General features: G+C 39.1%; 15 protein-coding genes. 10 read left to right on the forward strand and 5 right to left on the reverse strand.

Annotation, left to right across the window (positions count from 1 at the left end):
* Nucleotides 1–32 precede the first annotated feature (32 nt).
* Nucleotides 33–164, reverse strand: a complete 132-nt coding sequence (locus SFRI_RS21850) for a hypothetical protein (protein ID WP_279625704.1) — start codon at nt 162–164, stop codon at nt 33–35.
* 567 nt (nt 165–731) lie between these two features.
* Here SFRI_RS21850 and SFRI_RS08720 point away from each other — a divergent pair.
* From SFRI_RS08720 to SFRI_RS08730, 3 genes are all read left to right on the forward strand, one after another.
* On the forward strand, nt 732–1538 hold the full coding sequence (locus tag SFRI_RS08720) for a hypothetical protein (protein WP_011637158.1): 807 nt from the start codon (nt 732–734) through the stop codon (nt 1536–1538).
* A gap of 26 nt (nt 1539–1564) precedes the next feature.
* Nucleotides 1565–2386: a 23S rRNA (guanine(745)-N(1))-methyltransferase gene (gene rlmA / locus SFRI_RS08725; RefSeq protein WP_011637159.1), complete on the forward strand. Its 822-nt coding sequence runs from the start codon at nt 1565–1567 to the stop codon at nt 2384–2386.
* Between the two features lie 255 nt (nt 2387–2641).
* On the forward strand, nt 2642–2848 hold the full coding sequence (locus SFRI_RS08730; protein ID WP_011637160.1) for a cold-shock protein: 207 nt from the start codon (nt 2642–2644) through the stop codon (nt 2846–2848).
* A gap of 631 nt (nt 2849–3479) precedes the next feature.
* Here SFRI_RS08730 and SFRI_RS08735 read toward each other — a convergent pair.
* The 4 genes from SFRI_RS08735 to SFRI_RS08750 all read right to left on the reverse strand — a co-directional run bounded on the left by SFRI_RS08735 (nt 3480) and on the right by SFRI_RS08750 (nt 6839).
* A complete protein-coding gene (locus SFRI_RS08735) occupies nt 3480–4379 on the reverse strand; it encodes an ABC transporter ATP-binding protein (RefSeq protein WP_011637161.1) in 900 nt (299 codons plus the stop codon).
* The gene (locus tag SFRI_RS08740) at nt 4376–5209 is read right to left on the reverse strand and encodes an ABC transporter permease (RefSeq protein ID WP_011637162.1); all 834 of its coding nucleotides are present in this window, start codon (nt 5207–5209) and stop codon (nt 4376–4378) included. The genes SFRI_RS08735 and SFRI_RS08740 overlap by 4 nt, the downstream gene beginning before the upstream one ends.
* A gap of 37 nt (nt 5210–5246) precedes the next feature.
* Nucleotides 5247–5900, reverse strand: a complete 654-nt coding sequence (locus tag SFRI_RS08745; RefSeq protein WP_011637163.1) for a YceH family protein — start codon at nt 5898–5900, stop codon at nt 5247–5249.
* Nucleotides 5901–6005: 105 nt separating this feature from the next.
* Nucleotides 6006–6839: a CvfB family protein gene (locus SFRI_RS08750; RefSeq protein WP_011637164.1), complete on the reverse strand. Its 834-nt coding sequence runs from the start codon at nt 6837–6839 to the stop codon at nt 6006–6008.
* Between the two features lie 586 nt (nt 6840–7425).
* On the opposite strand from SFRI_RS08750, the gene speA reads away from it, so the two are divergent.
* From speA to SFRI_RS08780, 7 genes are all read left to right on the forward strand, one after another.
* Entirely contained in the window at nt 7426–9336 is a 1911-nt protein-coding gene (gene speA / locus SFRI_RS08755; protein WP_011637165.1) for a biosynthetic arginine decarboxylase, read from the forward strand.
* Between the two features lie 244 nt (nt 9337–9580).
* The gene (locus SFRI_RS08760) at nt 9581–10510 is read left to right on the forward strand and encodes an adenosylmethionine decarboxylase (RefSeq protein WP_011637166.1); all 930 of its coding nucleotides are present in this window, start codon (nt 9581–9583) and stop codon (nt 10508–10510) included.
* A gap of 357 nt (nt 10511–10867) precedes the next feature.
* Complete coding sequence (locus SFRI_RS21875; RefSeq protein ID WP_011637167.1) at nt 10868–10990, forward strand: hypothetical protein; 123 nt, start codon at nt 10868–10870, stop codon at nt 10988–10990.
* Nucleotides 10991–11092: 102 nt separating this feature from the next.
* Nucleotides 11093–11731 carry a pyridoxamine 5'-phosphate oxidase gene (pdxH, locus tag SFRI_RS08765; protein WP_011637168.1) on the forward strand — a complete coding sequence of 213 codons (639 nt, stop codon included), beginning with the start codon at nt 11093–11095 and terminating at the stop codon, nt 11729–11731.
* Entirely contained in the window at nt 11731–12228 is a 498-nt protein-coding gene (locus tag SFRI_RS08770) for a YaiI/YqxD family protein (protein ID WP_011637169.1), read from the forward strand. Before pdxH ends, SFRI_RS08770 begins: the two co-directional genes overlap by 1 nt.
* 50 nt (nt 12229–12278) lie before the next feature.
* Complete coding sequence (locus tag SFRI_RS08775) at nt 12279–12854, forward strand: YceI family protein (RefSeq protein ID WP_041412905.1); 576 nt, start codon at nt 12279–12281, stop codon at nt 12852–12854.
* 82 nt (nt 12855–12936) lie between these two features.
* Nucleotides 12937–13287: a DUF3802 family protein gene (locus SFRI_RS08780; protein WP_011637171.1), complete on the forward strand. Its 351-nt coding sequence runs from the start codon at nt 12937–12939 to the stop codon at nt 13285–13287.
* Nucleotides 13288–13332 lie beyond the last annotated feature (45 nt).

Consider the following 13332-nt stretch of genomic DNA (forward strand, 5'->3'; position numbering starts at 1 on the left):
GAATCGTAATGTTAAAGCAGTTACAACAAAGCCTAAGCGCCCCGCGTACCATCATGACGATTAACGCGGTCAACACCGACGGCACCGTCACCGCCAGCACTGCCAGCAACCATACTCAACGAGTCATCGGTTCTGGCAGCATTGGTGATCACATCTACGTTCAAGACGGCAGGGTGCTAGGGACAGCACCTGACTTGGTGTTTGTAGAGATAGAGGTTTAGGGGTAATTATTTTTATTCTAGTTATTTGCTATGTAACTCGTACTAGCTGACTGTTACCCATTTCAAACGGAGTTCTTCCACAACACATTTTGCCTTGATGATATAGGTATTGTCTTAAATTGATTGTCTTGCAACATAACCCCGCTCTCTGGATAAACACATACTTGTACTATCAATTTACCATCTATGGATTTAGTCAAAAAATGCTATTCAAATTGATGTGTGTACACCTCTGTGTACAGAATATGGATTGGCTTTATCTTTAAGCTTTTTAAATTAATGGCTTAGGTTGTTTAGTCATATAATCGTGCCAGAATAACGTGGGTTGAATTGCGTTAGCCATAGTAAATATAAGATCCTTTTCGCGATTAGAACAATGTTAACATTTATCAGCATAAAAAAATGATAATGAGGTAGCCTTCAATATGATTTTTCTAATATAACCTTGTTTACTGATGACTAATGTGGATTTGCTGGTTACAATTTACTGAAGTAACAAAGGAATATTGTATGCATCATCATGTATTTACTCAACCAAGTGTTAGTGAAATAACTCAACCGACGGCGTTGACACTTCGTTTACCAGACAGTGTGAGTGATTTATTAGTACTATCAACGATGAGTAATCCTTTAGTTGAATTTGTGGTTAGTCAAGTTGAGCATAAGCAAACAACACTCATTTTACGTGTCCAACCGTTTTTGACTTTTGCTTTTGAGCATACACCAACAAATATTAAAACGCCGACTCAACCACGATTCGTGGGGCAGGGGATTAAATTATATCCTTCAATGGGAGTTGCTCCACGTGTGTGTATTGAGCAACTCAGAAATGGAGTGACGATTAATATTCACGCTGATGGAGATGTTCATTTTAGCGTATCTGCCGAAGCCCGTTTTGAACTAGTGACGTTAGAAAATGACTTGCGGATATTGAGTGAACCTCAAGCCCTAGTAATGGCTAAAGCGATATTAGGACGTAAGTTTGATTATGATGAGCCTTCTACCATGCTTGCGGTTCACATAAGTGAGTTAGAGCAAGTTCGACGAGAATTACGTGATTATCTTCGGGGCGAGTCGGGCAAAATCCATCCAGGTGTCTCAACTGAGCTACTAAAACTCGATCATTTATTGCAAAATAAGCATCAATGGTTATTACGGACATATCATCAGTCATTAGAGCGTTCAAATTTAGGCCGCTCGTCTAATGAACAATTTTTTAATAATGAACAATTACAACGTAAATTGGATTGTTTTGAACTTTTAGCCCCTAAAGACGTGTCGGAAATGGTCAATAAGCTGTGTGATGACGATCTTTAATTTTTCAGTAACTCTAGAGCCCACCCATGTCTTATATTTGCCCTATTTGTAGCGCACCATTAGTACAACAACAAAATTCTTGGCAATGTGAACAGCGCCATCAATTTGATTGTGCTAAAGAAGGTTACGTTAATTTACTGCCTGTACAAAAAAAGAAAACTAAAGATCCCGGTGATAACAAAGAAATGATGATCGCTAGACGAGAGTTTCTTAATCAAGGCTTTTATCAACCGTTAAGCGACAAAGTAAATCAGTTAGCGCTAGAATTTGCTGGAGATGCTACTAAGGTGCTCGATATAGGTTGTGGCGAAGGGTATTACAGTCATCGATTATTCGAAACGTTGCAATCTGTGGTTAACCCCCAGAGTGAGTTTTATGGTTTAGATATTTCTAAGTCTGCCATTCGCTATGCGGCTAAACGCTATTCTGGGTTACATTTTTGTGTGGCAAGTGCATTTGAAATGCCTTTTGCTGATGACAGTTTTGATTTAGCGATACGTATTTATGCGCCGTCTAAAATTGAAGAGTTACAGCGGGTGATAAAACCAACCGGAATACTCATTACCGTTTCTCCTGGGCCGATGCATCACTATGCGTTAAAAAAGAAAATTTATAGTGAACCCAAATTGCATCCACAAGAGCCTATGGTGTTAGATGGCTTTACTTACTTAGGACACCAAGCGTTAGCCTATTCATTAACATTAACTCGTGCGGAAGATATTGATCATTTCCTTAATATGACACCTTACGCATGGAAATTGAGTGATTCACAGAAGTCTCAGATAATAGAGCAAGGGCTCGAGTGTGAGATAGATTTTAAAATCGAAATTCATAAACGCGAACAATAAACGATCAGATAATTGATATAAATAACTATTTGATGCTCAAAGATAAACCGTTTTGTCATGACACTAATTAAATACCATTGTTTGGTTGATGTTTGTTGACTTATCCCGAAAATGGTTTATAGTTTACTCAGCTTGAAGGTTGGGCTTATATTTATCAATACGAACAGTTTCGTCCTGTAAACATAAGTAATACCGGCATTTTCCAGCTTTACTGCCGTTAAGGCTTTAACTATTTTTTTTTACAGGATTTATATTATGTCTCAAGTTACTGGTGTTGTTAAGTGGTTTAACTCTGATAAAGGTTTCGGATTTATTGAGCAAGAGTCTGGTCCAGACGTATTCGTTCATTTCCGTGCTATCAACTCAGACGGTTTCAAAACTCTTGACGAAGGTCAGAAAGTTTCTTTCACTGTGACTCAAGGTCAGAAAGGTCCTCAAGCTGAGAACGTTTCAATCGTTTAGTATTTAGCTTCGGCTAAGTGTTAAAAGATTTAAAACTGTAGCAATTAATTGCTGCAGTTTTTTTTGTGTTTTTTTTATTTTATCTGCAGTTATCATCACGCTAATTGTCTATCTCATCCCCGTTACTTTCACTCGTGTTTCCACTTTCCACTTTCCAGTTTTGTAAAACGTCCTTGAGCGCTTCATTTATACCTAGTTACTCACCATTAGAGGTTTCTCGTGAAGTTTGTCATTTGTGAGTAAAATAGCTTAAGCAAATTGTACATAGTTTATCACCTGAAAGGATGACAACCAATGCAAGGTATTTACACTAAGCTGGTGTTACCGTTTATGTTTGCAGTTTTTAGTGTTTTATTTTTCTAGTTTTTTTGTGCAGGACTATTTGTGGTTCATTACCGTCATAAGTACATTGTTGCTTGAAAGAGTTCTCTATAATACAGCTTCAATGTTATTGGATGATATTGCCACCCAGTTTTACTGGGTTATACCATTGTTTATTAGCAAGGGGTGTTAACCACAAATTAAAAAACAACGGCATTGTGCGTCTAATTAAAATACCAAGTCGTGAGTCATTTTCATTTCGATATCAGTATTGATTAACATCAGTGACAGAACGATTGATATTTGTGAGTTAAGAAAACAAGGTTTCTTCCAAGGTTCGGCCTTTAAGTATTGCTTTATATTGCCACTGGTTAGCAGTAAACAGTTCAAATAACTGAATTTCAATGGCGAAGCTGGATTGCTTCTGGTACTCGATAACATATTGCTCATCACCGATACGCCTTACTTCAATAATATCGTTAAGACCTAATAACTGCTGATGAAGGCTGTCCATGTCGCATTGTTTCATTGTCAGCGTAATAAAGTCAGTCGCTTGGTTGGCTTTAATTGATACCGACTGCTGCAATTTTCCATGTTCTAGATAAACAACTTGGTCGCATAACTTTTCAAGTTCATCAAGATTATGCGAGCTGATCACAAAAGTTGTATGGTCGGATAACTCTTTGACAATTTGACGAATCTTTTTCGCATTGGCAGGATCTAGTCCCGCTGTCGGTTCGTCGAGTAATACAATTTTAGGAGAACCCATTAGAGCTTGGGCAATAGAGACTCGTTTACTCATGCCGTGACTTAAACTTTTAGGTTTAGCCTCTGCTGAGTCACTTAAGTCGACAAGGGTGAGCACTCTTAATGCTTCTTGCTTTGCTGCCGCTGCTGTCATGCCTTGTAATTGGGCAAAAAACTGAAGTTGCGACACAATACTAAAATTAGGATCCAATGCTGCATCTTGAGGCAATGCCGACAATAGCCCTTGTAACGCTTTGCTACCGGGTTTATGGCCTAAAATGCTAACACTGCCACTGGTTGGTTGGATATAACCGCAGAGTAAACTGAATAGCGTTGTTTTACCGGCACCATTGGGGCCAACTAATGCTATAGGAGCGCCTTGTGTAAGCGTTAACGATACAGTGTCGAGCGCAAGTTTATTACCGTATTGTTTAGAAAGGTTGTCACATTGAATGATACTCATAGCGCACTCCTACTCATTAAGACTTTACCAGCAAATAAAATAACCGCAGTTTGCAGTAATGGAATGGGAGCGTATACAAATGAGCCTAATCCTTGAGTATTGATCAAATTGCCTATTTGCGAACCAGGCAGCATCCAGTTCAACCAGCTTAATTGTGGGAAATTCATATTAATTAATGCAATAAATATTGATACTACAGCCCACAAGATAACCGCAAAAATACTGGCTTGTCTTGCTGAGTTTGCATGTAATGACAGCACAGCCATAGCAGCAGTGTAGGGTAATAATACGATTACTAGGTTAACCATTACGATTAAGCTAGTTGTTATTGATGGCAATAACAAAGATATATCACGAGATAATGCTAATGCGATGGTTGCCAATAACGTTAAGATGATCAACATCAATTGGATAAACATTTGCCCTAAGAAACGACCCAAAAATAAACTTGAACGACTGACTCTTAAGGTTAGAAATCGCAAACTACCACGTTGTTTATCTGAACTAAATTGATCTGCGGCGATAAAAATACTGAACATGGGAAAAAGGTACAGTGCAGCTAACCAGAACACTGCAAACTCTTCAACTGGCCATTCGAACAGATGGCGCAAACTTCCTGGTCCAAAGAGGGCTTCAGTAAAGTCTTTAAAGTTAGGCTGCATAATAAATTCAGATGCACTCTTGATAGGGTACAACAATAAAATAGCCCAAATTAACATAAAGGCGATTAATGAAATCATGCCGCTTTTGTTAGTAAAACGTTTGGTTAACTCATATTTTGCTAATAACCAAATATGAGTCAGTGTCGATGGAGAGGCGGTACGGTCCATATACTTTTCCTTGCTTAGCTGTTTCGGAAAGCGTTAATTAGTTTAATAGCGACTCTAATTGCGCTAGCTTTTGTTCTAGCAACTTAACTCTTTGTTCTAATTCTACAATCTTAGAGTCTTGCTGTAACGTTTGTTGAGTGTGATTCGACACGACAATGGCATCACTACTGTTCACATCATAGTCATCAACGTTGCCACTAAAGCACTCAAGGAAGCGGCAATCACGTTTATTCGCTTCTCGAGCAAGTTGTACAACTAAAGGCTTTTCACGTTGGCTTAATGCCAATAATGCTGTTTCAACCTGTGATACATCAGCGAATTCGTGGAGTCGATTAGTGCGAGTTTTGAGTTCGCCTGGTGTTTGTGGGCCGCGCAATAACAACACACAAATTATTGCTACTTCAGCACTGCTTAACTGCAATTCACTGAATTCAGTATTACAAAAGCGATGCTTATATTTTACGACTCGACTACCGAAACCAGATTGCTCGCTCAGTAAGCGTTTTTTGGTAAGATCGTCTAATACTGTTTTTACTTGAGACTCGCTCAGTGATAGCACTGGTTCGCGGCTGCTTTTTTGATTACATGCTAAGGCGAGTGAATTTAATGACAGAGGATATTGATCAGGAGTGGTGAGTTCTTTTTCGAGTAAGCATCCGATAACTCTAGCTTCTAGTGAGGTTAATTCCATACACAGTATCCTTTTAATAAAAAGCATGATTCTATTACTTTTATAACAGAGGCATGCTTTTTCTCAAAGGATTGGACTAGTTTACCGAGGCTAATCGATTATTGTTCACACAGTTAGGCGAATACCTTCACTTTCGATAGTGATCTCACCTGCTTTAAATAAACCACCAATTGATTTCTTAAAGGCTTTTTTACTCATGCCGAGTTTGTCATAAATGACATCAGCATCAGTTTTGTCATGTAGTGGTAAAAAACCATTAGCGCTTCGCAATTTATTAATGATCAAACGGGCATTTTTATCTAGCTCGTCTTTATCACCTTTTTGCAGCACAAGATCAATTTTGCCATCACTGCGCATTGTTTTGATATAACCAGTTACTTTTTGACCAAATCGCAATTTTTGGAAAACTTCGTTAGCGTAAATTACGCCCCAATGCAGGTTGTTAATAATGGCTTTGTAACCTAGCTCAGTAGTGCCACCAATGATTAAATTAACCTGTTCACCTTCGGTGTAATGCGCTTCTGTTTTATCGACAAACTTATCCAGTTTTGACGATGCCATAATACGTTCGTCGGCATGGTTAGCATGGACATAAACTAAGTATGAGTGGCCTTCTTCGGCCGGTTTATGTTGCTCACCAAACGGGAGTAATAAATCTTTGTCTAAGCCCCAATCTAAAAATGCGCCGAATGGGCCCGTGGCGATTACTTTTAAATAAGCATATTCACCCACTTGAGCTAACGACTTTTGGGTAGTTGCAATCACAATGTCTTCAGAGTCTAGGTAAAGAAACACATCTACCATATCACCGACATTACAACCGGTAGGGACAAATTTATTAGGAAGCAAGACTTGTCCAAGCTCTTGAGCATTTAGATAAACCCCAAAATTAACTTGTTTAACAACTTCTAATGAATAACGTTTACCGATTTGTATCATGAATGACTCTACTTTAATTAAAAATGAAAAGATGATCTTAGGAAAAACACGTAATTATACACGTAAATTAAGCTCACGTTGTGCCAATTAATCGCTATCGAAAATCATTTAGGCTTATCACCTTGTTTGTTGAGGTTTCTGGCAACGATTGTAGATGATTTTTTATAGTAATTAATCGGTAATTAACTTGCATTACACACCATTGCAGGTTTTAATTGCGCCGTTTTTATAAAGGCTGAAAATGTGGTTGGTTATCAATTAAAAAGTGAACTAACTGCAGGCTTAATCAGTAAAATACTTGTTACAGCTGCCAATTGATGTCCAGCAGCTAAAATTTGCATGCTTTATGAATTTCTGCGTAAGATGCTTACTATAAGTAGATGCGAAACATGATAACAATGACGATATGATATTGGGCCAACGTATAGTGCCTTTATTTTGTTTGTCACAGGTTTTACAGCCATAATCATAGTGCTGGATAAACCATTTTATTTCTTGGATAGCCTTATTGTGCTATCTGAATTTTTAACAAGCAGAAGCCACTTTTGGTTAACTGCTAACTTTGATACAAATACGGAAAATAATTATGTCTGATTGGTCTATCGAAGATGCTCGCTCGGGTTATAACGTGACTCACTGGAGCCAAGGTTTTTATGGTATTCGTGAAGATGGCGAAGTGACTGTGTCACCTAACCCACAAAATCCTGATCATAAAGTTGGCTTAAATGAATTAGCCAAAAGTATGGTCGAAGCAGGCGTCTCGTTACCGGTATTAGTCCGTTTCCCGCAAATCTTACACCATAGAGTGGAAAGTTTATGCGAAGCATTTAATGATGCTATTAAGAAGTACGATTATCAAAATGATTACTTGTTAGTTTACCCAATTAAAGTAAACCAACAGAAAACGGTAGTTGAAGAAATTTTAGCTAGCCAAAAATCTAAAGAAGTCCCTCAGTTAGGACTTGAAGCAGGTAGTAAGCCAGAGTTAATGGCTGTACTTGCGATGGCACAAAAAGCCAGTTCAGTCATTGTATGTAATGGTTACAAAGATAAAGAATACATTCGTTTAGCACTTATCGGCGAAAAGCTTGGCCATAAGGTGTATATCGTTCTGGAAAAAATGTCAGAACTTAAAATGGTACTAATTGAAGCTGAAAAGCTTGGTATTACACCTCGCTTGGGTTTACGTGTGCGTTTGGCGTTCCAGGGCAAAGGTAAATGGCAAGCCAGCGGTGGTGAAAAGTCTAAATTTGGTTTGTCTGCTGCACAAGTGTTGAAAGTTATAGCTGAATTGAAAAGTGCTAATATGCTTGATTCTCTGCAGTTATTACATTTCCATTTAGGTTCGCAAATTGCCAACATTCGCGACATTCGCCAAGGCGTAAGTGAAGCCGGTCGTTTTTACTGTGAATTGCGCCAACTCGGTGCCAGCATTGACTGTTTCGATGTGGGCGGCGGATTAGCGGTTGACTACGACGGTACTCGTAGCCAAAGCAATAACTCAATGAACTATGGTTTAAATGAGTATGCCAACAATATCGTCAACGTATTAACCGATTTATGTAATGAGTACGAGCAACCAATGCCGCGTATTATTTCTGAATCTGGTCGCCATTTAACGGCGCATCACGCGGTGTTAATTACTGATGTTATTGGTACTGAAGCGTATCAACCAGAAAATATTCAGGAACCAAGTGAAGATGCGCCGCAATTGCTCCACAATATGTGGCAATCTTGGTTAGAAATCAGCGGTCGATATGATCAACGTGCGATTATTGAAATTTATCATGATAGTCAGAGTGATATTTCTGAAGCACATTCATTATTTGCTGTGGGTCAATTAAGTTTGGCTGACCGAGCTTGGGCTGAACAAGCTAATTTACGTGTTTGCCATGAAGTGAAGGGATTATTAAGTAACAATAACCGTTATCACCGCCCAGTGATTGATGAATTAAATGAAAAGTTAGCCGATAAGTTTTTTGTTAACTTCTCTTTATTCCAGTCATTACCTGATGCATGGGGTATTGATCAAGTGTTCCCTGTGTTGCCGTTATCGGGTTTAGATAAAGCACCAGAGCGCCGTGCGGTTATGTTAGATATTACCTGTGACTCAGATGGTATTGTTGATCAATATGTTGACGGTCAAGGCATTGAAACCACGTTGCCAGTCCCAGCATGGAGCGCCGACAGCCCATATTTGATTGGTTTCTTTATGGTGGGTGCATACCAAGAAATCTTGGGTGATATGCATAACTTGTTTGGTGATACCAACTCTGCGGTTGTGCGTATTGATGAGCGTGGTTTAAGCCAGATTGAATCTGTTTTAGAAGGCGACACAGTTGCTGACGTTTTACGTTATGTGAACTTAGATGCTGTTGACTTTATGCGCACCTATGAAGAGCTTGTGAATCAGCATATTGTTGAAGAAGAGCGTGCCAGCATTCTAGAAGAGTTACAGTTAGGGCTTAAAGGTTACACTTACTTAGAAGATTTTTAATCTTATCGACTAAGTGATGTTAACTTGTTATTAAAAAAGCCTAGTGACCTCAGGTTGCTAGGCTTTTAAGTTGCTAAGATACGTGCAACGACTCAGGCAGTTACCATTAATAGGTATTTCATCGTTGAAAAGTGCTCATTTGAACCACTAAACTGCGTTTTTCCTTGAATTAAGCTAGCCTGAGCATTTACATTACATCTTAATACAAACATCTCTAATTAGAATGGATGCTGAGTAGTAACACATGTTTTTTGAAGGTTCAGAAAAAAAATTAGAGATAATTGTGAATGCATCAGCGCCTAAATTACGATCTTTAGATCGAACATTTTGGCTGAAGCTTGTTGCTGCCTCAAATGCAGACATTTTATCGTCAATAAGTAATGAATATTGTGATGCTTATTTACTGAGTGAATCGAGTTTATTTGTCTGGGATGATCGTATTGTAATGCTCACATGCGGAGCTAGCACGTTGGCAGAGTCAGCTTGTTACTGCATTGAACATTTAGGCGAACAAGCGATTGCTTACGTATGTTATCAACGTAAAAATGAATATTACGCTCATTTACAAGCCAGCTCTTTTAGCGATGATGTGCTCAGATTAAGGCATTTTATTGCAGGGCAGGCCTATCGAATGGGGCATTTAGACAGTCATCATCATTATATTTTTACCACCGATAAGCATTATCAAGCCAGTCGACTTGATACCACCAATGAATTACTGATGTACCATATTAGTGGGACAGTGGCCGATTATTTACGAGGCGATCAGCAATCAACTATTCAAATTAGTCAGATGCTGCAACTGGAACAATTATTTAATGGTTTTAGTGTTGATCAGCATTTATTCAGTCCGTTAGGTTATTCAATCAACGGTATTCGCGGTACTGAATATTTTACAATACACATTACGCCACAAGAAAATAGCTCTTATGTGAGTGTTGAAACTAACATTGATATCAGCTCAACTCAGGTTGATATTTTTGCTGAGTTGGTGAGATTATTACAGCCTAATAGCTTCGACATTATTGGTTTTAATAGTCATATTGCCAACAAGCCTTTCCCACATTATTTGTGTTTAAGCCATTGCGCGATGACAATTGAGCAAGGTTTCAACATACACTTCAGCCACTATCAGCAAAATGGCTTAGAAGTGCTAAGCCCGACACTCTTGTAATTACCTGCAGTTGCCTGCTTTTGGATCGTTTATGACTACTTTTGCAAAAAACTGATTATCCGCTTTATTCAAACGCATTAAGCTATTTACGCTAATCGCTCGGTTTTAAATCAACCGAGTCTGACGCAGACGTTGTGGTGATCGGTTTACCTTTTCATAGGGAACAACCGGCGGCTCTGGTGAAAAACCGTTGGCCTTGAGATTTTAGCCTGAGTAAAAGTATTGTTGAAGCCGCTACCGTCAATGGTTGTTTAGACCCCAATTTGCACCTTAAAGAGCTATGCTTATTTGTGGCGGATTATCTAGCAATAAAGTGATGATGATATTCGTGGTCTACTCGGTATAAACGTTGTCTGCATGGATGTTGTTGAAGTGGCACCGTCTTACAATTCTATATATATTACCGCTCTTGCTGAAGTCGCACTGTGCCTTGAAATGCTACACATCTGGACTGAAGGTAAAGGCTTAATTAAAAAGTAATTTCAACTTTGTAATTAAACACATTAGCCAACGAGTTGACGTTGGCTTTTTTGTGTCGGCTCAGCGTAGAATAGATACAGAAAGGTTTAATGAGGAGCCAATATGAGTGATTTAAGTGATATTCGCCGTGAATATACCCAAGGTGGATTAAGACGAGCGAATTTGCCTGTTAACCCAATGGATCTATTCGAACAATGGATGCAACAGGCAAAAGATGCCCAACTTTCTGACCCGACGGCCATGTGCGTCGCGACGGTGGACGAAGATGGCCAACCTTTTCAGCGTATTGTGTTACTAAAAAAGTTTGATGATAACGGTTTTGTATTTTTTACTAATTTAGAAAGCCGCAAAGCAAAACAGATTGCCACTAACAGTAAAATCAGTTTACTGTTTCCCTGGCATCCACTAGAACGTCAAGTGGCTGTATTAGGGGAAGCGGAGCCATTATCGATGTTGGATGTGGCTAAATATTTTATGTCTAGACCAAAAGACAGCCAAATCGCTGCCTGGGTATCTAAACAATCAAGCAAGATTAGCGCAAGGCAGGCTCTAGAAGGTAAATTTGCTGAAATGAAAGCTAAATTTGCCCAAGGTGAGGTTCCATTACCTAAGTTTTGGGGTGGATATTTAGTGCGACCAGCCAGCATTGAGTTTTGGCAGGGCGGTGAACATCGGTTACACGACCGATTTATTTACACTAAAACCGATGCGGATTGGAATATTGATCGGTTGGCACCTTAATGAGTGTTAATGAAGTGGAGCATTTTGCGGTGATAACCAATAAAATCTGGGTTGATGCTGATGCTTGCCCTAACCCAGTTAAAGAGATGTTATTTAGGGCATCTGAGCGTAAATCAGTTCGATTAGTGTTAGTGGCCAATCAAATGATTAACGTACCTAATTCACCATTAGTTAGCATGATAAGGGTGAGTTCGGGTTTTGATGAAGCAGATAACTACATTGTGGAACAAGTAGTGAAAGGGGACTTAGTGATTACTGCTGATATTCCTCTGGCATCTGATGCGGTTGATAAAGGCGCATTAGTATTAAACCCTCGTGGTACGGTGTATACCGCTGAAAATATAAAGCAGATTCTGACGATGCGTGACTTTATGGAAGAAATGCGCAGCAGTGGAATCCATACTGGCGGTCCGAATAGTTTTTCGCAAACGGATAAACATGCATTTGCACAAGCGTTGGACAAATGGCTGGCGAGATTGATCCCCAGCAAGATATAACCAAAGATTACTCTATACTTAATCTGACTTTCTATACAAAGGACTTTATGATGAAAAAATGGTTACCATTATTAGCCGCGAGCTTGCTGAGTACATCAGTGATGGCAGGCGATTGGCAAGTCAATCAAGATCATTCTCGAGTGAGCTTCATTTCGATTAAGAAGGCCGATGTTGCCGAAGTGCATCATTTTAAACAAGTTGCAGGTGCTTTAACGGATGCAGGTGCCTTTTCTCTATCGATTGATTTAAGCAGTGTTGATACCGGAATAGAAATTCGTGATCAACGGATGCAGACGGTATTATTTGAAGTTGCACAATTTCCAAAGTTAACTTTGGATGCGGTAGTTAATCCGAAATTGCTAGCTGGATTAAAAGTCGGTGACACGTTAACGACTCAAGTTGAGGCGACCATAAAATTACATGGTCAGAAACAACAGAAAAGTTTTGAAGTGTTAGTGGCTAAATTGTCTGACAAGAAAATGGTGATTTCAAGTTTAGCGCCAGTAATTGTTCAAGCAAATGAATTTGATTTAGTGTCCGGTGTCGAAAAACTTAAAGAAATGGCGGGATTGCCGAGCATCAGCTTAGCAGTGCCAGTGTCATTTGTGCTAACCTTAGCGCAATAGTTATACGTGGTTGTTAATGGCTTTCAATCATCAGGTTGAGAGCCATTTGTTGTTAAGAAGTTTTTAATAAGGGTGGTATAAAATGGTTACTGACAAAGACGGATACATGCATTTAATTCAGTATTTAACTGAACATTTAGGGCTGTTTGAGTCGTCCCAGAATAATGCCGCTGCAACGGAAACCGTCATGGAACTGTTTGAAGAGCAGTTATCTGCTCAAATCATCATGGTATGTGGTCAAAACCCGCAATTATCATTCGCACAGCGTAATATGGTGATCCGCGAAATTGACGCAATTGTATATGATTTAGAAGAGATTTTAGCCTCTGTCTCCAATCAACAAGCCACCCCTGAACAGAGTATCTTTATTACTGAATTTTCTGGACTGATTAAAAATTTATTCGATCAAGAAGTTGATCATTTATTGCAATAAACGTTTTACAACTGGCCGCTAATAAAGCGATTTGTAGATTTTTTG

It is taken from the genome of Shewanella frigidimarina NCIMB 400 (assembly GCF_000014705.1).
Classification (GTDB): Bacteria; Pseudomonadota; Gammaproteobacteria; order Enterobacterales; family Shewanellaceae; genus Shewanella; species Shewanella frigidimarina.